The following is a 22585-nucleotide window of genomic DNA, read 5'->3' on the forward strand; positions in this document are numbered from 1 at the left end:
GCGTGACCCCGGTCGCCGGCCGGAGCGCGGGGGCTCAGCGCCACGGAAGGTTCCGCCAGGGGCTGCCCTCATGCTCCGTCAGGACGCGGTGGGCGGCCACGTTCTCCTCGTGGAACCGGCCGTACTCCTCCCCGTCGAAGCGCAGCACCCGTCCCAGCGCGTACCCCGCCGAGTACTCCTCCCACGAGGGGTACGCCGAGCGCGCCAGCGCCCCCGCGTGGACGATCGCCTGCTCCGCCTCCGGGGGCGCGCAGAACCGTGCCGTCAGCCCCCAGCGGGCCAGGTTCACCGCCCGGCCGTAGTCGTACGCGACCGTCCTGCGGACCCGCCCGTCCGGCGGCAGCAGCCCGTCGGCCCGGAACCGGGCCTCGTAGCGCAGGATGCGGCGCACCAGTTCCTCGATGTGCCGCACCGTCCCCGGGCTCGCGCCCAGATCCTGGGCGTGTCCGGCGGCCGTCTCCCGCCACTCGTCCGGCGAAGGCACCGCGCCACGGGCGACCCGCAGCTCCTCGCGGATCCGGAGGGCGAAGTCCGGTTCCGGTGGGCTGTTGCGCCCGTCGAGCAGCGCGTCCAGCTGCTTGCGCCAGCCCGCGCGGTCCGTGACGCCCCACCCGTCGCGGAGCGTGTCGAGCTCGTGGGTGTACCCCAGATAGACCGAGCCGACGTCGTTCCAGGGGACGCCGTTGCCGAAGGCCAGATGGGTGCCGCAGGCGAGACCGAAGGCGAGCGGCCCGTGCAGGGGACCGTGGCGCAGGGCGACGAACCGGTCGCCCGCACCCCGTTCCCGCTCGGCGTACACGCGCAGCCACTTCGCGCGGGCCTCCGGAGTGGTGGGCAGCAGCAGTTGACCCGGGGTGCCGCCGTTGACCGCGAGGAGCACCCGGGAGTCGCGCCAGCCGAACTCGGCGACCCACCGGAGGGTGACGTGGTGGAACACCCACTCCGGATGCCAGGGCGGCAGCATCCCGCGCGTCAGGACCGGCCGGACGTAGAGGGCCCTCCCCACCTGCTGGACCGGCCAGTAGACGTCGTCCGGGGCGGCGTCCACGTCCGCCTTGGGGGCGCCGATGAAGAGTTCGGCCTCGGCGAGGACACGGATCTGTGCCGCGACGTCGCCGCGCAGCCCCGCCTCGTGCAGCAGCTGCTCGGTCTCGGACGGCGGGGTCCACGGGGCGCCCTCCGGGGCGGGCGTGCGACGGGGGCTCATGACCACGGGATGTTCCGGTAGGGGCTCGACGGGTCCTGCGTGAGCGCGCGGTGGATGGTCACGGATTCCTGGTACATCGGTTCGGGGTCGCCCTCGTCGAAGTGGATCAGCCGGGCCAGCAGGTAGCCGAGCGAGAAGTCGGTCCAGGAGCCGTACGCCCGCCGGGCCGGTTCGAGGACCTGGAGCAGGGACCGCTCCGCCTCCTGCGGGTCGCAGTAGCGCGCGCCGAGCGCGAGCCGTACGACGTTCACCGCCCGGCCGTGGTCGAAGGCGGCGAGGGTGTCGACCCGCCCGTCCGGCGGGAGGAGGCCGTCGACGCGGAACCGTCCCTCGTACTGGGTGATCCGGCGCACGAACTCCAGGGCCTCGGCCAGCTCCTCGGCGGAGGCGTCGTTCCGCTCGAACGCGCCGGTGACCATCGACGTCCACTGCACCTCGCTGGGCGTGTGGCGCAACCGCGCGGTGAGGCGGCGCCGCATCTCCAGGACGGACTCGGGGACCCGGCCGACGAGCCGGGTGGCGATCAGGGTCCGCACCTTGTCGCGGAAGTCCGCCCGGTGGTGGACGGCCCAGGGGCGGCGCAGCCGGGAGACGTCGGTGGGGTAGTCCTCGTACTGGGCGCCGAGCCGGTTCCACACCAGGCCGTTGAGCACGGCGAGGTGCGCGCCGAGCGCGAGGGCGTGCGCGACCGGCCCGTGCAGCTGCTCTCCGGAGTGGGTGAGCAGGCGCAGCCGAGCGGGTCCGCCGCCGCGCGCGCCGGCCTCCTGCCAGGCCCGGCGGTCCGAGGGCCTGGCGGGCAGGGCGGCCGCGCACGGGGTGTCGGAGTTGACGGCGAGCCACCACCTGTCGTACGGCCAGGCCGCGGCGAGCCTGTCGAGGGTGGTCTGCTTGAACACCCAGTCCGGGTGCCACGGCGGCAGCATGCCCTCGGTCAGCACGGGCACGACGGTGCGCCGGGCGCCCTTGTCGCGGTGGCTGGGGAGCGGCGGGGTGTAGCCGGGCGCGTCGGCGTGGAGCCGCGGGAGGAGTACGTAGAGACGGGTCCGCCCGAGGGCGTCCAGTACGGCCGTCCGGTCCCCGCGTGCCTGGTACAGCAGCTGCTCGGTGTACGTCGGCGCCGCCCAACTCCCCGTGGTCATGGGGAGATCCTATAAACCGGTCCGGTGCGGCCCGTGGTCAGAGCCTCGCGGCCTTGAGCGCCATGTGCAGCAGCAGGCGGTCCTCGCCCGCGTCCAGGTCGAGGCCGGTCAGCTGCTCCACGCGGGACAGGCGGTAGTAGAGGGTCTGGCGGTGGATGCCGAGAGCCGTCGCGGTGCGTCCGGCCTGGCCCGCGTGGTCGAGGAACACCTCGGCGGTGCGGGCCAGTTCGGTGTGGGAGGCGGAGAGCAGCGTCCGGACCGCCGGGTCGGGGGTGGTCCGGGGGAGGGCGGTGAGCAGACGGTACGGGCCGATGGCCGACCACTCGGCGAGCGGACCGAGCCCCGGCTGGGCGGTCGCCGCCCGCGCGGCCGCGGCGGCCTCGTGCCAGGCGGTGTCCAGGTCGGCGAGACCGCGGCGGGGGAGCGCGATGCCCGCGACGGCGTCGCTGCCCGCCCCCGCCGCCGTCTCCCGCAGCCGCCCGGCCGCCGCGGTGGCCGGGGCGAGGTTGTCCGCGGCCCTCAGCCGCACGAGCGCCGCCAGCGCCCACGCGTCCGCGTCCTCCGGGCTCCCCGTGGCCGGCGTGGCGGCGCGCCACGGCATCGTGCAGAGCGCCGCCGCGGCCGGGACCGTGCGGACCGAAGGGCTGTCCTCGCCCGGCCAGGGGGTCACGGCCACCACCGCGTGCAGCCCGTCGGCGTCCGCGCCCAGAGCCGTGCGGAGCGCGGCGAGCGCCATGTCGTACTGCCAGCCCCGCTCGGCGGTCAGGGCGGCCCGCAGCTCCCGGGACAGGTCGGAGCCCGCCCGCTCCTCGTCCGCGAGCAGCCCGCCGATCCGCGCCGCGACCTCCATGGCCGCCGTGAGCTGGTCGGGGGTGGGATGGGGCTCGGCGTCCAGCAGCCAGACGTACCCGAGGACGACGCCCCGGTGCCGTACGGGAAGGCAGATCCGGTCCCGGAACACCCCGGCGTCCGGTGCGGCGGGGATACGGACCGGGCCCGTCGCACGCGTGATGCCGAAGCCCTCGAACCAGGCGCGGACCGCCGGCGTCGACTTCCTCGTCAGGATCGAGCGGGTGCGGACGGGGTCCATGGCGGTGTCGTCGTCGCTGTCGTGGGCCCCGAACGCGATCAGCCCGAAATCGCGGTTCTCCAGGGTCGCCGGGGCGCCGAGCAGCGCCGAGATCTCGTCGACCAGGTCTTGGTAGTCGCCCTTCACGGCGCCATTCTCGCACCCTCTCAGACATATGTATGAGATGCCGTCCACGGATGCGTGACAGCTGTCGATGGCAGAGGATCGGAGCGATCCTTAGGTTTCACGGTGGTTCTCCGTGCTGTTCCCGTTTCCGTACGAAAGATCGGGTAAGGCACTCTTCGTCACCCTGCCCTTCTGGAGGTCCCCGTGCTGGGTCCCGTGATCCTCGCCGCGTCGCGCAGCGACAAGATGCGCCGTTTCGTGTCGGCCGCCCCCGGGACCAAGCAGGTCGTCGACCGCTTCATCGCGGGCGAGACGGTCGAGCACGTCATCCCGATCGTCGAGGACATCACCGGCCGCGGTCTGGAGGTCACCCTCGACGTCGTCGGTGAGGACATCACCACCGTCGAGCAGTCCCACGCCGCCCGTGACGCCTACCTGGAGCTCATCGGCCGCCTCAAGGAGCTGGGCCTCGGCGAGCGCGCCGAGATGTCCGTCAAGCTGTCGATGTTCGGCCAGGCGCTGGAGGGAGGCCACGAGCTGGCCCTCGCCAACGTCCGCCCGGTCGTCGAGGCCGCCGCCGAGATCGGCACCACGGTGACCCTGGACGCCGAGGACCACACCACCCTCGACTCGATGTTCGCCATCCACGAGGAGCTGCGGAAGGACTTCCCGCAGACCGGCTGCGTCATCCAGGCGTACCTCTTCCGCACCGAGGAGGACGCCCGGCGCCTCGCCGCCAACGGCTCCCGCGTCCGGATCGTGAAGGGCGCCTACAAGGAGCCCGCCTCCGTCGCCATCCAGGACAAGCCCGAGATCGACAGGGCCTACGTCAGGATCATGAAGATCCTGATGGAGGGCGAGGGCTACCCCATGATCGGATCGCACGACCCGCGACTGATCTCCATCGGCCAGGAGCTCGCCCGCCGTGCCGGGCGCAAGCTGGACGAGTACGAGTTCCAGATGCTCTACGGCATCCGCAGCGAGGAGCAGAACCGTCTCGCCGCCGAGGGCCACCGGATGCGCGTCTACACGGCCTACGGCACCGACTGGTACGGCTACTTCATGCGGCGCCTCGCGGAGAAGCCGGCCAACCTGCTCTTCTTCGCCCGCTCCATCCTCACCAAGGGCTGAGCCCACCCCTCAAAAGGAGTTACGAGACTCATGGACGCTGTGACCCAGGTCCCCGCTCCGGTCAACGAGCCGGTGCACAGCTACGCCCCCGGTTCCCCGGAGCGCGCCCGTCTCGAGACCAAGCTCAAGGAGCTTGCCGAGAACCCGCGCGACCTGCCGATGACGATCAACGGCGTGAAGCGCATGGGCGGCGGCGAGCGCGTCGACGTCGTGCAGCCGCACAACCACAAGGCCGTCATCGGCACCTTCGCCGGCGCCACCCAGCAGGACGCCCAGGACGCCATCGACGCCGCCCTGGCCGCCGCCCCGGCCTGGCGCGCGATGTCCTTCGACGACCGCGCCGCGATCATCCTGCGCGCCGCCGAGCTGCTGTCCGGCCCGTGGCGCGAGACCCTGGCCGCCTCCACGATGCTCGGCCAGTCGAAGACCGCCCAGCAGGCCGAGATCGACACCCCGTGCGAGCTCGTCGACTTCTGGCGCTTCAACGTCGCGTACGCCCGCCAGATCCTGGCCGAGCAGCCGCCGGCTAACTCCCCGGGTGTGTGGAACCGTCTGGACCACCGCCCGCTGGAGGGCTTCGTCTACGCGATCACGCCGTTCAACTTCACGGCCATCGCGGGCAACCTGCCCACCGCCCCCGCCCTCATGGGCAACGTCGTGGTCTGGAAGCCGTCCCCGACCCAGACCCACTCCGCCGTGCTCCTGATGGAGCTCCTGGAGGAGGCCGGCCTGCCCAAGGGCGTCATCAACCTGGTGACGGGCGACGGCATCGCCGTCTCCGAGGTGGCCCTGAACCACCGCGACCTCGCCGGCATCCACTTCACCGGCTCGACCAAGACCTTCCAGCACCTGTGGAAGACGGTCGGCAACAACATCGAGTCCTACCGCTCCTACCCGCGGATCGTCGGCGAGACCGGCGGCAAGGACTTCGTCGTCGCCCACCCCAGCGCCGACCGCGCGATCCTCAAGACCGCGCTGACCCGCGGCTCCTTCGAGTTCCAGGGCCAGAAGTGCTCCGCGTCCTCGCGTGCGTACGTCCCGGCCTCCATCTGGAACTCGGGCTTCAAGGAGGAGTTCGCGGCCGAGGTCGACGGCATCAAGATGGGTGACGTCACCGACCTGACGAACTTCATCGGCGCCGTGATCGACGAGCGTTCGTTCGCCAAGAACAAGGCCGCGATCGACCGCGCGAAGGCCGACGAGACCTGCACGATCGTCGCCGGCGGCACCTACGACGACTCGGAGGGCTACTTCGTCCGTCCGACCGTCATCGAGTGCACCGACCCGGAGAACGAGGTCTTCACGACCGAGTACTTCGGTCCGATCCTCGCGATCCACGTCTACGAGGACGACGCGTACGACGAGATGCTGACCCAGATGGAGTCGGCCTCCGACTACGCGCTGACCGGCTCGGTCATCTCCGGCGACCGCGCCGCCACGGCGTACACGATGGAGAAGCTCCGCTTCGCCGCGGGCAACTTCTACATCAACGACAAGTCGACCGGTGCCGTCGTCGGCCAGCAGCCCTTCGGCGGCGGCCGTGCCTCCGGCACGAACGACAAGGCCGGTGCGCCGCAGAACCTGATGCGCTGGACGCTGACCCGCGCGATCAAGGAGACGCTGGTTCCGCCGACCGAGTACGGCTACCCCCACATGGGCTGACGCCCCCCCGGGCCGCTCCGCGGCCCGCCTCCGACACCGCCCCCCTCCCCGGTCCCCCAACCGAGGACGGGGGCGGTTCTCATGCGGGGGGCTTAGGCTGCTGGGAGGGGGCACGCTGAGGAGGTACGCCATGCCTGGTTCGACGACACTCGGCCCCGGGCACGGGGTGGACGCGATCGAACACCTCGACGCGGTGCGGATGACATCCCTGATGAAGGAGCTCCACCGGCTGCTGAGCGAACCGGGGCCCGACCGGCTCACGGACGCGCAGGTCGCGGCCCTGCGCGGGGGCGAGGGCCCGCACCGGGAGGGCTTCACCGACTGGGTGGAGCGCATGGCCCGCGACCTGGAGAAGGCCACGGCCTGAGGCGGCGCGGACGCGCTGTGTAGGGTGACTGGACCGACGCCCATCTCACGGGGGTGGATATGGCGTTCGACGACGAGTGGTCGCGGATCAAGACCGAGACGACCACGAACCGATGACATGGCCCACCCGTGCCGCCCGCCCGGTGCTCGGGGTGGCTCTCCTCGCCGCCGTGCTGCTCACCGGCTCCGGCTGTTCGTCCGGGGCGGACGAGCGGCGCGGGCCGGAGTGGAAGAAGGGCGCCGGAGCGCCCGAGACCGCGGCGTACATGAAGGTCGAGGTGCCCGAGGGAGCCACCGAGGTGAAGGGAGCGGTGAAGCTCGTCCCCCAGGACGCCGTCCAGCTGCTCACCTTCGTCACCACACCGGAGAGGGCCGAGGACCTCGGGCAGCAGTTCGTGGGGCAGGGGCCCTTGATCGTGCGGCCCGCGCAGAGCGGGCAGTCCGCGGGCGACCCGTCCTTCGCCCACCTCGGGACCCCCGAACCGGAAACCCTCCCCGGTCTGCGCTGGGCCGGTGTCTGCCCGCCCTGCCTCAAGGACCAGCGGCGCAAGCACATGCAGTGGATCGAGATCTACCTCCAGAAGCTGGACGCCGACCGCACCCGGGTCTATCTGCGCGCCTGGTGATCGCCACGGCCCGGACAGGAGAACCGCCCCCGTCCCCGGTCCCCGGACCGTGGGCGGGGGCGCTTCTCGTTGCGGTGGTCCGCGATCCGGAGCCGGCTACGGCCCGACGGGGACGCGCCGCGCGAGGAAGTCCCCGATCAGCTCGGCGATCCGGGGTGCGTGGGTCTCCAGGGCGAAGTGTCCCGTCGGCAGGAGGTGGATCTCGGCCTCCGGGAGGTCGCGGCGGAAGGCCAGGGCGCCCGCCGGGACGAAGACCTCGTCGCCCTCGCCCCAGACGGCGAGCAACGGGACCCGGGTCGTGCGGAAGTAGTCGTGGAAGGCGGGGTAGAGCGCGAAGTTGGAGCCGTAGTCGCCGATCAGGTCCAGCTGGACGGCGTCCTGTCCCTCCCGGGCCATCAGGGCGGCGTCGTGGTGCCAGGCGTCCGGGCTGAGGAGGTCGTGGAACTCGGCGGGGACGCCCGTCTCGTACTGCCACCTGATGCCGTCGAGGGAGCGGATGCCGCGTACCGGCTCCTCGGTCTCGGAGGTGCGGTCGGCGATCATGGCGAGGACGGGTGCCCAGGCGTCCGCGCCGAGGCCCTCCTCGTAGGCGTTGCCGTTCTGAGTGACGATCGCGGTGATCCGCTCGGGGTGGGCGAGGGCCAGGCGAAGGCCGATGGGGGCGCCGTAGTCCTGGATGTAGAGGGCGAACCGGTCCAGGCCCAGAGCCTCCGTGAACTCCTCGGTGAGGGAGGCCAGTTCGGCGAAGGTGTAGTCGAACCGGTCGGCCGGCGGCGCCGCGCTGCGGCCGAAGCCGATGTGGTCCGGGGCGACCAGGTGGTACCGGTCGGCGAGGAGCGGCATCAGATCGCGGAACATGTGCGAGCTGGTGGGGAAGCCGTGCAGGAGGAGCAGGGCGGGGGCGTCCGCGGGGCCCGCCTCCCGGTAGTGGATCTCGTGGCCGCGGACGGTGACGGAGCGGTGGTGGACGGGCTGCACCGGAGACGTCATGTCTCCCCCCTCGACTCTTCGTGACTGGTTGACGGTGAGAGTGAAGCAGCGGCGCATCTAACCTGTCAATAATCCTTTGAGGGTTAGTCGACGTGGAGGGGAGACTTGGGGGGTGATCGTGACGACCGCCACCACCCATGAACTCGGGCCCGAACGCCTCCGCTCGATCAGGAGCCTGCTCGACGCCGCCTTCGACGGCGACTTCTCCGACGAGGACTGGGACCACACCCTCGGAGGCGTCCACGCCTGGATCGAGGACGGACGGGGAATCGCCGCCCACGGCAGCGTGATCATGCGGCGCGTGCTCCATGACGGGCGTTCGTACCGGATCGGCTACGTCGAGGGCGTGGCCGTGCGGAGCGACCTGCGCCGGCGCGGGCTCGGCGGGCTCGTCATGGACGAGCTGGAGCGGGTGATCGACGGGGCGTACGCCTTCGGGGCGCTGTCCGCCTCCGACGAGGGGGCCGCGCTCTACCGGGCGCGAGGCTGGGAGCCCTGGGGCGGGCGGATCGACGTGATCGGCCCCGAGGGGGTCGTCCGGCTTCCGGACGAGGAGGGGTCCACCTTCCTGCGTCCGGCGGCCGGCCGGGCGCTGCCGGACCCCGCCGCCGCGCTCCGCTTCGACTGGCGCGACGGCGACGTGCTCTGAGTGGGGGGGGAGGGCTCAGCCCTGGCAGCCCTTGGCCGCGTCCCGCTTCAGGCCGATCAGCGCGCCCGTCGCGCCGAACAGCGCGACGAAGGGTGTCGTATAGGCCGGCATGTCGAAGACGCCGACGAGGGTCACTCCGACCGCCGCGATCACCATCAGCATCCAGACCGTGAGCAGCACCTTGCCCTTGCGGCTGAGGAAGAGCCACCGGCCGGGCCGCTCGGGCAGGGCGTCGAGCGTCGCGGCCGGGCCTTCGCTCGCCGCCTTCGGGCGCTTGAAGTACGCGAAGATCATCCACTCCCCGCACAACTCCCAGCCCTCGGGCGTCAGTCGGTCGAGGACCTCGTCGCGGCGCTTCCGGCTGATCAGCTCGCGGCGGTACTCCCAGCGGAGCGCGGCGCCGGGCACACGGCGGCACATGAACCGGCCGAGCGTGTCCAGCCCCTCGACCTCCCAGCCCTGGTCCCCGTGGAGGGCGAGCAGGCGCCGGTCGCTGTAGATGTCGGCCGTCCATACCCAGGTCTCGGCCCGGTCCGCGGGCTCCGCGGCCACCGGTGCCGTACCGCCCAGGCGCGCCGCGAACTCCTCGGCGGGACCGAACTCCTCCTCCGGCGCGGAGTCCGTCTCGGCGAGGTGCCCCCGCAGTTCGGCGACGGTGGCGGCGATCTGCTCCGCCGGGACGCCTGCCTCGCGCAGCGCGGCGGCCAGCGTGTCGAAGTACGTGCCCTGCTCGGTGTTCATCGTGTTCCCCCGGTCTTCAGCATGGTCTGTACGGCGGTGTGGAAGGTCAGCCACGCCCCGCTCTCGGCGGCGAGGTGACTCCGGCCCTGGTCGGTGAGCCGGTAGTAGCGGCGGCCCGGGCCGCGCTCGGCGGCGCGGAACTCGGCCCGCACCAGGCCGGCTTCCTCCAGCCGGTTCAGCACCGGATAGAGGGTCCCGCCCTTGATCTCCCCCAGCCCGGCCTCGGCGAGGGCCTTGGAGATCTCGTACCCGTAGCTCTCGTCCTCGGTGAGGCAGGAGAGGACGAGGAGGTCCAGGACGCCCTTGAGCCAACTTGATCTGCGGTCTGCGGCCATGGCTGTATTTCAGCACCAGCTAGATAGGAATGCAACCTAGCTGGCACGGCTAGCTGGATCGGGACACCAGCATCTTGCCGATGTTCTCGCCGCGCAGCATCCCCAGGAACGCGTCCACGATGTGCTCGAAACCGTCCACCACGGTCACGTCCAGCGGCAGTCGCCCGCTCCGCAGATGCGGTACGGCGAAGTCGTACAACTCCTGCTGCGCGTCGGTGTGGTCGCTGACCAGGAAGCCTTCGAGGCGGATGCTCTTCTCCACCAGGTCGAAGAGGTTGCGCGGAGCCGGCGGGGGAGCGGAGAGCGAGTGGTACTGCGCGACCGCCCCGACCCAGGCGATCCGGCCGTGCTCGCGCAGCGCGGCGATCGATGCCTCCAGGTGGTCCCCGCCCACCCCGTCGAGAGCGGCGTCCAGGCCGTCCGGTGCCGCCTTCGCGAGCAGTTCGGAGACCGGTCCCGCGTGGTAGTCGAAGGCAGCGTCGAAGCCGACGTGTTCGGTGAGGTGCGCGACCTTCCGTGCCGAGCCCGCGCTGCCGACGAGCCGCCCCGCGCCCAGGAGCCGGGCGAAGCGGCCCGCCGCCGTGCCGACCCCGCCGGCCGCGGCGGAGACGAACAGGTCCTCGCCCGGCTGGAGTCGCGCGATCCGGGTCAGTCCGACGTACGCCGACAGGCCCGTACCGCCCAGCACGCTCAGATGCGCGGCGAGGGGCACTCCCTCGAACTCCGGGACGGGGCGCACGTCGCCCGGCCGGACGACGGAGTGCGTCCGCCAGCCCCTGCGGTGCATGACCAGGTCGCCGGGGGAGAGCCCGGGAGCGCGGGAGTCGACGACGCGGCCCAGGGTGCGACCCTCCATGGGGGAGTTCAGCGTCCACAGGGAGTCCCCGTCCATCGCCTCGCGGTGGTACGGGTCCACGGACCAGAGCAGGTTCTCGACGAGTGCGGTGCCGCGCGCGGGGGCCGGGACCGGGGCCTCGACGAAGGCGAAGTGGGCGGGGGTGGGGAAGCCGTCGGGGCGGGCGGTCTGCTGGACGGTGATCATGGTCTCGTGGGTCATGGGGAGACCGTAGGAAGGATCCCCGGGGCCGGGCAGTAGGTTGCTTCGATGGATCACGCCGATCCATCGACATCGCTCATACTCCGAGGTGGCTGACCTGATGACCGACCTCGCGCCGCAGGAACTGCGCGTCCTTCTCGCCGTCGGGGCCGAGGGCGGCTTCTCGGCCGCGGCCGCCGCGCTGGGCATGACGCAGTCCGCGGTCTCCCACTCGGTGCGGAGCAGCGAACGCAAGCTCGGCGCCGTCCTCTTCGACCGGGGGCGGTCCGGGGCCACGCCCACCGCCGCCGGTGAGCGGGCACTCGGTCACGCGCGGCGGGTGCTGCGGCTCCTGGAGGTGATGGCGGCCGAGGTACGGGGCGTCGGGGCGGGTGCGGTCGTCGGCCCGTTGCGGATCGCCGCCTTCCGCAGCGCCGCGCTGCATCTGCTGCCCCGCGCCCTGGAGAGGCTGGCGGTCCGCCATCCGGAGATCGCCCCGGAGGTGCGGATCGTCCGGGAGGTTGGGCCCGGGACCGCGGGGGAGGTCCTGGAGGGGCGGGCCGACATCGGCATCGCGACCATCGGGACGACTTCGCCCGTACCGTCTCGGCTCGTCGGGGGCGTGCTGGTCGAGGAGGGGTACGCGCTGGTCCACCCGGCCGGTCATGCCGCGCCGCGCTCGCTCCCGCTCGTGGACTGGACCGAGAACTGCACCTCCTACACGAGGGACTGGTGGGCGGGGCAGGACTGGCTGCCTTCGGCGACCGTCGAGGCAGAGGACGACGGAGCGGTGCTCTCGATGGTGAGCAGCGGTTTCGGTATGGCCGTGATGCCGGAACTCTCCCTGATCGGAGCACCGCCCTCGGTGCAGATCGCCGATCTCGGTCCGGACCGCCCGACGCGGTCCGTCGGCTATGTCACCACTCCTGAGCTGGCGAAATCCCTCGCCGTGCGGGCCTTGATACGAGAGCTGAGGGCTGCCCGGCCGTCGCGGTGAGTCGATCGCCGTCTCAGATAGTAGGAAGTCCGACTAACTGTGGAGACAGATGCGGCCAGCTGTCCTAGCTTTGTAGGAGCCGAACGTCTCGCTTCATCAGCGAATGGCGGTCGAGAGCGCGATGCCCTGTGCAGGCAACCCCTGCGGCGGCGCTCCCCGCCCCTTCCGGCGCCTTTGATCATCACTGATCTCCGATCTCGGATCACCACTGATCTCTAGGAGTCGATCCCTCATGACCGCTGAGACCGCTCGCCGTGTCCGCCACTCCGTCGCCCGCCCCGCCGCCGACGACGCCCGCAAGAACGCCGCCGCCGCCCTCCAGCGCGCCCTCGACCGCCGTGACAACGGCGGTTCCACCGGGCACTAGGCCGCATCCGGGACGTCTCGCCCTGCCCGCGGAGCCCCGCGGGCGGACGGCGATGCGTTCCGGACGCTCCCCGGCACGTCAGATCCTCCGCCGGGTCCCGGAGCGACCGGCGCGCCCGTAGCCCCCGGCGAGCGCGCTCGCCGTCGGGGCCGGCGACGCCTGTGCGTCGATCCGACTCACCCGTCCGCATGGTGGACGACGAGTGTCAATGAATGGGACGGGGAGTAAGGTGCCGACATGTCTCACAGCATCAATCTCGCAGTCATTCCCGGCGACGGCATCGGGCAGGAGGTCGTGGCCCAGGGCCTCAAGGTCCTCGCCGCCGCGCTTCCGCAGGACGTGAAGCTGGAGACGAAGGAGTACGACTTCGGCGCCAGGCGCTACCACGCCACCGGTGAGACCCTCACCGACGCGGACGCCGAGGCCCTCAAGCAGCACGACGCCATCCTGCTCGGCGCGATCGGTGACCCGTCGGTCCCGTCCGGCGTGCTGGAGCGCGGCTTCCTGCTGAAGCTCCGCTTCCTCTTCGACCACCACGTGAACCTGCGTCCCTCGAAGCTGCTCCCCGGCGTGTCGACCCCGCTCAAGGGCCAGCCCGAGATCGACTTCATCGTGGTCCGAGAGGGCACCGAGGGCCCGTACACCGGCAACGGCGGTTCGATCCGTACCGGCACCCCGCACGAGGTCGCCACGGAGGTGTCCGTCAACACGGCGTTCGGTGTCGAGCGCGTCGTCCGCGATGCCTTCGCCCGCGCCCAGGCCCGCCCGCGCAAGAAGCTGACGCTGGTCCACAAGAACAACGTCCTCGCGTTCGCGGGTCACCTCTGGACCAACATCTTCGCCAAGGTGGCCGAGGAGTTCCCCGAGGTCACCACCGACTACCTGCACGTGGACGCGGCGACGATCTTCCTCGTCACGCAGCCCGAGCGGTTCGACGTGATCGTCACCGACAACCTCTTCGGCGACATCATCACCGACCTCGCCGCGGCCGTCTCCGGCGGCATCGGCGTCGCCGCCTCCGGCAACATCAACCCGAGCGGCGAGTTCCCCTCCATGTTCGAGCCGGTCCACGGCTCCGCGCCGGACATCGCGGGTCAGGGCAAGGCCGACCCGACGGCCACCGTCCTCTCCGTCGCCCTCCTGCTGCGCCACCTCGGCCACGAGACCGAGGCCGCCCGCGTCGAGGCCGCCGTCGCCGCCGATCTGACCGAGCGCGGCGACTCCGTCCGCACCACGGACGAGATCGGCGACGCGCTCGCCGCCCGAGTAGCGAGCTGACCCGTCGACTGACGTCACACAGCCGCCGGGTCGCACAAGCGCCCGGCGGCTGTACCTATGCGGCCGTGGGGTGCCACCATCAACTCATGGACCGCATGCACGCCGTTTTCGTGCACCGCCACCCACGGGCGATAATCGAACGTGGGGCCGCGGCATGCGGGAAAGCTCGGACGTCCTAGCAGAGCACTGATAGCGGCGTGAGCGCGGTCCGTCACACACAACCGGTGAAGGACAAGCACTCATGACGACGCCCACGATCGAGCTCAAGCCCTCCTCCAGCCCGCTGTCCGTCGTGGAGCGCGAGGCGATCCTGGCCAACCCGGGATTCGGCCGCCACTTCACCGACCACATGGTGACCATCCGGTGGACCGAGGGCCGGGGGTGGCACGACGGCCAGCTGGTTCCGTACGGCCCGCTCTCCCTCGACCCGGCCACGAACGTCCTGCACTACGCGCAGGAGATCTTCGAGGGCCTCAAGGCGTACCGCCGTCCCGACGGCACCGTGGCCACCTTCCGCCCCGACGCCAACGCCCGGCGCTTCCAGGCGTCCGCGCGCCGTCTCGCGATGCCCGAGCTGCCGGTCGAGACGTTCATCGAGGCGTGCGACGTCCTCGTCCAGCAGGACAAGGCGTGGGTCCCGGCGCACGGTGGCGAGGAGTCCCTCTACCTGCGCCCGTTCATGATCGCGACCGAGATCGGCCTGGGTGTCCGGCCGGCGAACGAGTACCTCTTCGTCGTCATCGCCTCGCCCGCCGGTCCGTACTTCCCCGGTGGCGTGAAGCCCGTCTCCATCTGGCTCTCGGAGGACCGCGTCCGCGCCGTCCCCGGCGGCATGGGCGACGCCAAGACCGGCGGCAACTACGCGGCTTCCCTCCTCGCGCAGGCCGAGGCGGCGGCGAAGGGCTGCGACCAGGTCGCCTACCTCGACGCCGTCGAGCACACGTGGGTCGAGGAACTCGGCGGGATGAACCTGTACTTCGTGTACGAGGACCGCATCGTCACCCCGGAGCTGACCGGCTCCCTGCTCGCCGGCATCACCCGTGACTCGCTCCTCCGGCTCGCCGAGGACCTCGGCCACCGGTCCGAGGAGGGACGGATCTCCATCGACCAGTGGAAGGCCGACACGGAGAACGGCTCGCTCAAGGAGGTCTTCGCCTGCGGCACGGCGGCGGTCATCACCCCCGTCGGCACGGTGAAGTCGGCGCGCGGCGAGTGGCAGCAGTCGGGCGGTCAGCCGGGTGAGGTCACGATGAAGCTCCGTGAGGCGCTTCTCGCGATCCAGACGGGCAAGGCCGAGGACGTCCACGGCTGGACGCACCAGCTCGGCTAGTCCGTTCCGGATCCTGCCGGGCTCGTCCGCAGGAAACGCCCGCGTCTCTCGCGGATCCCGCCGGGCTCGCGGCCTGATCCGAGCGAGAGTCCTCGTTCCCACCGCGCACGGCCCCGGGGCACATCGCCCCGGGGCCGTTCGCGCGTTCCGGGACCCCCGGGGAGCCGTCAGACCGCCGCGGCCCCGGTCGCCGCCGTCTCCGGGGCCTCGGTCCTCGGCGCCGTGCCCGGCGTCAGGACCGCGTAGACCGCGCCGCCGACCAGGCCCGACAGGACGAAGCTGCAGTCGATCCCGCCGGTCAGGGCGAGCAGCGGCCCCTCGTAGAGCGGGGTGGACACGGCCGCGAGCCCCACGGCCGCGCCCAGCGCCCAGGACGCCGTGGCCCGCGGGTGCCAGCCGGCGCGGAACCAGTAGACGCCGCCGCGGGCCCGGCGGTTGTAGACCTGGAGCGACTCCGGGTCGTACGCACCGCGGCACCGCGCGTGCCCGATCAGCGTGATCACCGCCCAGGGCGTGCCGATCGCCGTCAGGAGCAGCACGAACGACGTCATCGCGGTCTGCGCGTCCGAGGCGAAGTGGCCGAGGAAGACGAAGGCGGTCGCGACCGCGGCCACCACCAGCGTGGCCCGTGCCCGGGTGGCGCGGGGCAGGATCGCGTCCAGGTCGAGGCCCATCGAGTACAGCATCAGACCCGCGTTGCCGACCGTTCCCGCGGTCGCCGCGAGCAGCAGCGGCACCAGGTACCAGACGGGCGAGGCGGCGACGAGGGGGCCCGCGTAGTCGGCGCCGCCGCGCGCCGCCAGCGCCGTGTACGTACCGAAGAGCTGCGGGATCAGCAGGCCGGCGAGGAGGCCCAGACAGGTGGTCCGCCAGACGGTCCTCGCGCTGTGCTTCGCGGGGGAGATGTAGCGGGTGTAGTCGCCGAGCAGGGTGATGAAGGCGACCGGGCCGCTGAGTCCGGCGGCGACGGCGGACAGCACCCAGGTGGGCCAGAACGAGCCGAGCAGGTACGGGGTCTCGGGCACGGCGGCCGTGGTGACGTCGCCCGCGTAGGCGACCAGACCGATCGCGAGCAGCAGGGTCATGCCGATCGCGAGCGCCTTGCTGAGCCGGAGCAGCAGCTTGTAGCCGTAGACCGCGGCGACGACCGTGCAGGCGGCCAGGACCGCGTAGACCACGGTGTGCGCGGCTCCGCCGGTCGGCAGTCCGACCAGCCGGGCGAGCGTCCCGACCACCACGTCGCCGCCGATCCACAGGGTCAGCGCGGTGTAGCCCAGGGAGAGCAGCAGGCCGACCACCGAGCCGACGAGCCGCCCGCGTACGCCGAAGAAGGCGCCGCTGGAGGTGGAGAGGTTCGTCGCGGTGCGCAGCGAGACGAGCGCGAGCGGCGCGGTCACGGCGACGCCGACCACCGTGCCGACGAGCACGGAGGTCACCGAGGCCCACAGCCCGAGGCCGAAGGAGACCGGAAGCCAGCCGAAGACGATCACGCCCAGGCAGAGGTTCGAGCCGAGCAGGATCGACAGGAGGTCCCGCGGCCCGCTGGTGCGTTCCGCTTCGGGGATGGTGTCGACTCCGCGCTGTTCGATCGGCATGGGTACTCCCTGCGGGGAAGAGGAGGCGGGGTGGGGGGCGGCACATCGAGATGAATTTGAGCGGCGCTCAATGTGGCTCATGTCAGTGCACCACGTCAATGCTTGGTTGTGAAGGTTTCTCGGTTTAGAGTGTCGCTCAAACAGGAGGTGCTTCCGATGCGCGAGCGACCCCCACGGAACGCGACCGGCTGCCGCTCTTCGCCGCCGCCGCCCGCCGGTGGAGGCGCTCGCCGACGGCGGCGCCTCCTGGATGGGGAGGGCCGGCGAGACCGTACGCCGGACCTTCGCCATGGCCGGGAGGATGATGGCCGAGCCGGCCGAATCCATCTCCCTGAACCGTCTCTACTTCCTCCGAGGACTCCTCCCATGACCTTCCGAATGCCGCCCGAGTGGGCCCCCCACGAGCGCACGTGGATGGCCTGGCCCGGCCCGAACCCCACCTTCACCAACGACGAGGAGCTGGCCGCGGCCCGTACCGCGTGGGCGTCCGTGGCCCGCGCCGTGCGCCGCTTCGAGCCGGTGACCATGGTGGTCGGACCCGGCCAGCTGGAATCCGCGCGCGAGCTGCTCGGCGACGCGGTCGAGCTCGTCGAGCGCGAGCTGGACGACGCCTGGATGCGGGACATCGGCCCCACGTTCGTCACGAACGGCTCCGAGCTCGCCGCGGTGGACTGGGTGTTCAACGGCTGGGGCGCCCAGGACTGGGCCCGCTGGGAGCACGACTCCAAGATCGCCCGCCATGTGGCGGACCTCATCGACGTACCGGTGCTGAGCAGCACGCTCGTCAACGAGGGCGGCGCGATCCACGTCGACGGTGAGGGAACGGTCCTGCTGACCGACACCGTCCAGCTCGGCTCCGGTCGCAACCCCGAGTGGAGCCGCGCCGAGGTCGAGGCGGAGATCCACGCGAAGCTCGGCACCACCAAGGCGATCTGGCTCCCGCACGGTCTCTCCGGCGACTACGGCATGTACGGCACCCAGGGGCACGTGGACATCGTCGCCGCCTTCGCCGGGCCCGGGGTCGTGGTCGTCCACAGCCAGCAGGACCCGGGCCACCCCGACCACGAGCGCTCCCGGATGTACGTCGACATCCTCAGCCGCCAGACGGACGCGAAGGGCCGGCGGCTGGAGGTCGTCGAGATCCCGGCGCCGACCGTCCTGAAGGACGAGGAGGGCGACTGGGTGGACTACTCGTACATCAACCACTACCTGTGCAACGGCGGCGTGGTGCTGTGCGGCTTCGACGACCCCAACGACGAGATCGCGGCGGGCATCTTCCGCCGGCTGTTCCCGGAGCGGACCGTCACGCTGGTCGACGCGCGCGGCATCTTCGCGGGCGGGGGCGGTATCCACTGCATCACCCAGCAGCAGCCGAAGGTCTGAAATCCCTTGGCCGCGGCCGCGGGCTCCGTGACAGCCTGCGGCCATGCCGCTGATCTCCCACGAGGGCACCGACTACGCGCTCCAGACCCTGTACTCCGTACCGGACGACGCCTGGTACCTGGAGCTGGACCTCGTCCCCGACAACCGGACGCTGCTGACGGCGATCGTGCCGGACGAGGACCCGGCGCGGCAGCCGACGGTCTGCGTCGACCCGGTGTCGGGGCACCACCGGATCCCGTACGAGGTCATGCGGTGGTTCATGGAGCACGTGGAGGAGGAGATCCGCACCTCACGGGGGTGGATGACGCTGAGGCCCGAGCTCGTCGAGATCATCCGCGGGCTGCGCGAGGAGTACTTCGGCCTGATCGACGACGAGCGGTTCGGGCCCGTGCACGCGGAGCTGCGGGCGACCGTGCCCGAGGAGGACCTCCCCGCCGTCCTGGAAGCCGCCTTCGGCCGGAACGCCGACGGAAGCGTGAGGTAGAACAGACGAGTGACCCGCATCAACCCCGCCGGACCCCGGCGCCGCAACAACGCCGCCCCTCCCCGTGAGGAGCTGCTCGCCGCCGCCATGGACACCATCGCCGAGCGCGGACTCGACGGACTGACCATGGCCGGGCTCGGGCGCGAGGTCGGGATGAGCAGCGGGCACCTCCTCTACTACTTCCGCACCAAGGACGAGCTGCTGCTGCAGACCCTGGAGTGGAGCGAGGGCCGGCTCGGCGCCGAACGGAGCGCGCTGCTCTCCCGGCCGGGCAGCGCCCGTGACCGGCTCGACGGCTACATCGACGTCTACGTCCCCGACGGCCCCCGCGACCCGCACTGGACCCTCTGGCTCGAGGTCTGGAACCGGTCCCAGAACGCCGACGACGACGCCCGCGCCCGACAGGCCGCCATCGAGGGCGCCTGGCACCGGGATCTCGTCGCCCTGATCGCCGAGGGCGTCTCGCGCGGGGAGTTCCGGGCGGTCGACCCCGACCGTTACGCGGCTCGGATGCGGGCCCTGCTCGACGGGTTCAGCGTCCATGTGGCGGTCGGCATCCCCGGTACCGGGCGGGATCAAGTCCTCGCCCATGTGGGGGAGTTCGTCGTCGAAACCTTGGTGCTGCGACCGTAACGCACGCAAGTACTCCTGATCGTTGCGTGGTACACCCTTGTTGCGCCGACCCGATCTCCGGCACGGTTCCGGATCATGGGACGAGAGCACTGGAAGAAGATCTGGGTCGGCTCGGCCGGCAACATGGTCGAGTGGTTCGACTGGTTCGTGTACGCGAGTTTCGCGACGTACTTCGCGGGGGCGTTCTTCCCCGAGGGCAATGACACCGCCAAGCTCATGAACACCGCCGGCATCTTCGCCGTCGGCTTCTTCATGCGCCCCGTCGGTGGCTGGCTGCTCGGCCGGGTCGGCGACCGCAGGGGACGCAAGGCGGCGCTGACCCTCACCGTGACGCTGATGTCGGCCTCCGCCCTACTGATCGCCGTCGCACCGACGTACGCCGTCGCCGGGTACGGCGGCGCCGCGGTCCTGCTGGTCGCCCGGCTGCTGCAGGGCCTCTCGGTCGGCGGCGAGTACGCGGCCAGCGCGACCTATCTGACCGAGGCGTCCGCGCCGCGGCACCGCGGCTTCGCCTCCAGCTTCCAGTACGTCTCGATGACGGCGGGCCAGATCCTCGGCCTCGGCCTGCAGATCGTCCTCCAGCGCACGATGTCCACCGAGGCGTTGCACAGCTGGGGCTGGCGCATCCCGTTCATCATCGGCGCGCTCGGCGCGGCCGTCGTCTTCTACCTGCGGCGCAACATGCTGGAGACGGAGGTCTACGAGGAGACGGCCGACGACGGCGTGGCGAGCGGCGAGAAGGGCACGCTCACGGCGCTGTGGGCGCACCGGCGCGAGGCGTTCCTCGTCGTCGCCCTCACCATGGGCGGCACGGTGGCCTACTACACGTACACCACCTACCTGACGAAGTACCTCTCCAACTCCGCCGGGCTTCCCAAGCAGACCGCGACCCTCGTCTCCTTCTGCGCGCTGATCGTCTTCGCCTGTCTGCAGCCGCTCGCGGGCGCCCTCTCGGACCGGATCGGCCGCCGCCCGCTCCTGATCACCTTCGCGGTCGGCTCCACCCTCCTGACCGTGCCGATCCTGACGATGCTGCGGAGCGCGGGCTCCTTCTGGCCGGCGCTCGGCCTGTCGCTGCTCGCGCTGGTCGTCGTGACCGGCTACACCTCGATCAACGCCTGCGTGAAGGCGGAGCTCTTCCCGACCGGCATCCGGGCGCTCGGCGTCGCCCTTCCGTACGCCATCGCCAACGCGCTCTTCGGCGGCACGGCGGAGTACGTGGCGCTGTGGTTCAAGGAGGCGGGCATCGAGTCGGGCTTCTCCTGGTACGTGGCGGGCTGCGCGGCCGTCTCGCTGATCGTCTACCTCACCATGCGCGAGACCCGGGACATCGACCTGGGCCGGGTGGGCGCACCGACCGAGGCCGCCGTGCGGACCGAGAAGGACGCCGCGCCCGCGTCGACCCGCTGACCACCGGGTCCGCGCCCGCGCCGACCCGCTGACCACCGGGACACGGCCCCGACGGGCCCGCCCGTCGGGGCTGCCCGCATCCTGAGACCCGCATCCCGCGGGCGGCGGGGGTGTGGCAGACTGCCGACGTGCTTGCTACCACCATGATTATCGGCAGCAGCGCGCCGGTCCGCAGTGACCACTGAGACGCGACTCGACCCCCGCACCAGTGGACACCGTGCCCCAGACCCGCGCGCAGACCTCTCGCACCCGCGAGAGGTTTTTTCGTTTTCCGGCCCCACCGTCGCCGGAAACGGACAGCGCGTGAGAATGGGGGCAAGTGGATCCAGACCTTCCGGAGCCACATCCGACAGGAGCCATCACAGCCATGACCACGGAGACCGACGAGAGCTCGCGCCTCGACGACAGCTTCCATGTCTTCGACACGACGCTGCGCGACGGTGCGCAGCGTGAAGGCATCAACCTCACCGTCGCGGACAAGCTGACCATCGCGCGGCACCTCGACGACTTCGGCGTCGGCTTCATCGAGGGCGGCTGGCCCGGCGCCAACCCGCGCGACACGGAGTTCTTCGCCCGTGCCCAGAAGGAGATCACGTTCAAGAACGCGCGGCTCGTCGCGTTCGGCGCGACCCGCAGGGCCGGCGGCAGCGCCGCCGAGGACCCGCAGGTCAAGGCGCTCCTCGACTCCGGAGCCCCCGTGATCACCCTGGTCGCCAAGTCCCACGACCGGCATGTCGAGCTGGCCCTGCGCACCACCCTGGACGAGAACCTGGAGATGGTCCGCGACACCGTCTCCCACCTGCGCTCCCAGGGCCGCCGCGTCTTCGTCGACTGCGAGCACTTCTTCGACGGCTACAAGGCCAACCCGCAGTACGCCAAGGCCGTCGTCAGCGCCGCGCACGAGGCCGGCGCCGATGTCGTGATCCTCTGCGACACCAACGGCGGCATGCTCCCCGCGCAGGTCCAGGCCGTCGTCGCCACCGTGATCGCCGACACCGGCGCCCGGCTGGGCATCCACGCCCAGGACGACACCGGCTGCGCGGTCGCCAACACCCTCGCCGCCGTCGACGCGGGCGCCACGCACGTGCAGTGCACCGCCAACGGCTACGGCGAGCGGGTCGGCAACGCCAACCTGTTCCCCGTGGTCGCGGCCCTGGAACTGAAGTACGACAAGAGGGTGCTGCCCCCGGGCGCGCTCGCCGAGATGACCCGGATCTCGCACGCGATCGCCGAGGTCGTCAACCTGACCCCCTCCACCCACCAGCCGTACGTGGGTGTCTCCGCCTTCGCGCACAAGGCCGGGCTGCACGCCTCCGCGATCAAGGTCGACCCCGACCTCTACCAGCACATCGACCCCGAGCTCGTCGGCAACACCATGCGGATGCTCGTCTCCGACATGGCGGGCCGCGCCTCCATCGAGCTGAAGGGCAAGGAACTCGGCGTCGACCTCGGCGGCGACCGCGCGCTGGTCGCCCGGGTCGTCGAGCGGGTCAAGGAGCGCGAGCTCTCCGGCTACACCTACGAGGCCGCCGACGCCTCCTTCGAGCTGCTGCTCCGGGAGGAGATCGAGGGCCGGCCGCGCCGGTACTTCCGTACCGAGTCCTGGCGGGCGATCGTCGAGGACCGGCCCGACGGCACCCACGCCAACGAGGCGACCGTGAAGCTCTGGGCCAAGGGCGAGCGGATCGTCGCCACCGCCGAGGGCAACGGTCCCGTCAACGCCCTCGACCGGGCGATGCGGGTGGCCCTGGAGCGGATCTACCCGCCTCTGGCCAAGTTCGAGCTGGTCGACTACAAGGTCCGGATCCTGGAGGGCCGCCACGGCACGGAGTCCACGACCCGCGTCCTCATCACCACCAGCGACGGCAACGCCGAGTGGTCGACGGTCGGTGTCGGCGAGAACGTGATCGCCGCTTCCTGGCAGGCGCTGGAGGACGCGTTCACCTACGGGCTGCTGCGCGTGGGCATCGACCCGGCGGAGTAGCTCAGGAAGCTTGCGTCCTGAATGTCTCGCAACCACCCAATAGGGGT

General features: G+C 71.4%; 22 protein-coding genes. 14 read left to right on the forward strand and 8 right to left on the reverse strand.

Annotated elements, in window-relative coordinates; all coding sequences use genetic code 11:
- Positions 1-34: 34 nt before the first annotated feature.
- The 3 genes from AB0D99_RS15225 to AB0D99_RS15235 are packed head-to-tail and all read right to left on the reverse strand — an operon-like array spanning position 35 to position 3562.
- Positions 35-1207 carry a DUF1266 domain-containing protein gene (locus AB0D99_RS15225; RefSeq protein ID WP_362360840.1) on the reverse strand — a complete coding sequence of 391 codons (1173 nt, stop codon included), beginning with the start codon at positions 1205-1207 and terminating at the stop codon, positions 35-37.
- Positions 1204-2346, reverse strand: a complete 1143-nt coding sequence (locus tag AB0D99_RS15230; protein ID WP_362360843.1) for a DUF1266 domain-containing protein — start codon at positions 2344-2346, stop codon at positions 1204-1206. Before AB0D99_RS15230 ends, AB0D99_RS15225 begins: the two co-directional genes overlap by 4 nt.
- A 37-nt stretch (positions 2347-2383) precedes the next feature.
- Positions 2384-3562, reverse strand: a complete 1179-nt coding sequence (locus tag AB0D99_RS15235) for a helix-turn-helix domain-containing protein (RefSeq protein ID WP_362360846.1) — start codon at positions 3560-3562, stop codon at positions 2384-2386.
- A 183-nt stretch (positions 3563-3745) separates the two neighbouring features.
- On the opposite strand from AB0D99_RS15235, the gene AB0D99_RS15240 reads away from it, so the two are divergent.
- From AB0D99_RS15240 to AB0D99_RS15255, 4 genes are all read left to right on the forward strand, one after another.
- Entirely contained in the window at positions 3746-4672 is a 927-nt protein-coding gene (locus AB0D99_RS15240) for a proline dehydrogenase family protein (protein ID WP_362360849.1), read from the forward strand.
- 30 nt (positions 4673-4702) lie between these two features.
- Positions 4703-6334 carry an L-glutamate gamma-semialdehyde dehydrogenase gene (gene pruA, locus AB0D99_RS15245; RefSeq protein WP_362360852.1) on the forward strand — a complete coding sequence of 544 codons (1632 nt, stop codon included), beginning with the start codon at positions 4703-4705 and terminating at the stop codon, positions 6332-6334.
- Between the two features lie 130 nt (positions 6335-6464).
- Positions 6465-6701, forward strand: coding sequence for a hypothetical protein (locus AB0D99_RS15250; protein ID WP_362360855.1), 237 nt, complete (start codon positions 6465-6467; stop codon positions 6699-6701).
- 112 nt (positions 6702-6813) lie between these two features.
- On the forward strand, positions 6814-7326 hold the full coding sequence (locus AB0D99_RS15255; RefSeq protein ID WP_362360858.1) for a hypothetical protein: 513 nt from the start codon (positions 6814-6816) through the stop codon (positions 7324-7326).
- 96 nt (positions 7327-7422) lie between these two features.
- Here AB0D99_RS15255 and AB0D99_RS15260 read toward each other — a convergent pair whose 3' ends face one another.
- Positions 7423-8316 (reverse strand): alpha/beta fold hydrolase, encoded by an 894-nt coding sequence (locus AB0D99_RS15260; protein WP_362360861.1) that lies wholly within the window; start codon positions 8314-8316, stop codon positions 7423-7425.
- Between the two features lie 112 nt (positions 8317-8428).
- On the opposite strand from AB0D99_RS15260, the gene AB0D99_RS15265 reads away from it, so the two are divergent.
- Positions 8429-8965: a GNAT family N-acetyltransferase gene (locus tag AB0D99_RS15265; protein WP_362360864.1), complete on the forward strand. Its 537-nt coding sequence runs from the start codon at positions 8429-8431 to the stop codon at positions 8963-8965.
- Positions 8966-8980: 15 nt separating this feature from the next.
- On the opposite strand, the gene AB0D99_RS15270 is transcribed toward AB0D99_RS15265, so the two are convergent.
- The 3 genes from AB0D99_RS15270 to AB0D99_RS15280 are packed head-to-tail and all read right to left on the reverse strand — an operon-like array spanning position 8981 to position 11098.
- Positions 8981-9706: a hypothetical protein gene (locus AB0D99_RS15270; RefSeq protein WP_362360867.1), complete on the reverse strand. Its 726-nt coding sequence runs from the start codon at positions 9704-9706 to the stop codon at positions 8981-8983.
- Positions 9703-10041, reverse strand: a complete 339-nt coding sequence (locus tag AB0D99_RS15275; RefSeq protein ID WP_362360870.1) for a PadR family transcriptional regulator — start codon at positions 10039-10041, stop codon at positions 9703-9705. Before AB0D99_RS15275 ends, AB0D99_RS15270 begins: the two co-directional genes overlap by 4 nt.
- Positions 10042-10090: 49 nt before the next feature.
- Positions 10091-11098 carry an NADP-dependent oxidoreductase gene (locus AB0D99_RS15280; protein ID WP_362360873.1) on the reverse strand — a complete coding sequence of 336 codons (1008 nt, stop codon included), beginning with the start codon at positions 11096-11098 and terminating at the stop codon, positions 10091-10093.
- Positions 11099-11198: 100 nt separating this feature from the next.
- Here AB0D99_RS15280 and AB0D99_RS15285 point away from each other — a divergent pair, with 100 nt between their 5' ends.
- The 4 genes from AB0D99_RS15285 to AB0D99_RS15300 all read left to right on the forward strand — a co-directional run bounded on the left by AB0D99_RS15285 (position 11199) and on the right by AB0D99_RS15300 (position 15049).
- Positions 11199-12074, forward strand: coding sequence for a LysR family transcriptional regulator (locus tag AB0D99_RS15285; protein ID WP_362360876.1), 876 nt, complete (start codon positions 11199-11201; stop codon positions 12072-12074).
- Between the two features lie 232 nt (positions 12075-12306).
- Positions 12307-12441 (forward strand): hypothetical protein, encoded by a 135-nt coding sequence (locus AB0D99_RS15290; protein ID WP_362360879.1) that lies wholly within the window; start codon positions 12307-12309, stop codon positions 12439-12441.
- Between the two features lie 237 nt (positions 12442-12678).
- Positions 12679-13719, forward strand: a complete 1041-nt coding sequence (locus AB0D99_RS15295; protein ID WP_362360882.1) for a 3-isopropylmalate dehydrogenase — start codon at positions 12679-12681, stop codon at positions 13717-13719.
- Between the two features lie 241 nt (positions 13720-13960).
- Positions 13961-15049, forward strand: a complete 1089-nt coding sequence (locus AB0D99_RS15300) for a branched-chain amino acid aminotransferase (RefSeq protein WP_362360885.1) — start codon at positions 13961-13963, stop codon at positions 15047-15049.
- Between the two features lie 167 nt (positions 15050-15216).
- On the opposite strand, the gene AB0D99_RS15305 is transcribed toward AB0D99_RS15300, so the two are convergent.
- Positions 15217-16644, reverse strand: a complete 1428-nt coding sequence (locus AB0D99_RS15305; RefSeq protein ID WP_362360888.1) for a cytosine permease — start codon at positions 16642-16644, stop codon at positions 15217-15219.
- Between the two features lie 366 nt (positions 16645-17010).
- On the opposite strand from AB0D99_RS15305, the gene AB0D99_RS15310 reads away from it, so the two are divergent.
- The 5 genes from AB0D99_RS15310 to cimA all read left to right on the forward strand — a co-directional run bounded on the left by AB0D99_RS15310 (position 17011) and on the right by cimA (position 22538).
- Positions 17011-18027: an agmatine deiminase family protein gene (locus AB0D99_RS15310; RefSeq protein ID WP_362360891.1), complete on the forward strand. Its 1017-nt coding sequence runs from the start codon at positions 17011-17013 to the stop codon at positions 18025-18027.
- Positions 18028-18070: 43 nt separating this feature from the next.
- On the forward strand, positions 18071-18511 hold the full coding sequence (locus AB0D99_RS15315) for a hypothetical protein (RefSeq protein ID WP_362360894.1): 441 nt from the start codon (positions 18071-18073) through the stop codon (positions 18509-18511).
- A gap of 18 nt (positions 18512-18529) precedes the next feature.
- The gene (locus AB0D99_RS15320) at positions 18530-19144 is read left to right on the forward strand and encodes a TetR/AcrR family transcriptional regulator (RefSeq protein WP_362361005.1); all 615 of its coding nucleotides are present in this window, start codon (positions 18530-18532) and stop codon (positions 19142-19144) included.
- Positions 19145-19219: 75 nt separating this feature from the next.
- Positions 19220-20554, forward strand: coding sequence for an MFS transporter (locus AB0D99_RS15325; protein ID WP_362360897.1), 1335 nt, complete (start codon positions 19220-19222; stop codon positions 20552-20554).
- 367 nt (positions 20555-20921) lie between these two features.
- The gene (cimA, locus tag AB0D99_RS15330; RefSeq protein ID WP_362360900.1) at positions 20922-22538 is read left to right on the forward strand and encodes a citramalate synthase; all 1617 of its coding nucleotides are present in this window, start codon (positions 20922-20924) and stop codon (positions 22536-22538) included.
- Positions 22539-22585: the final 47 nt, after the last annotated feature.

Origin of the sequence: Streptomyces sp. NPDC047971, assembly GCF_040653355.1 — a bacterium.
Lineage (GTDB): Bacteria > Actinomycetota > Actinomycetes > Streptomycetales > Streptomycetaceae > Streptomyces.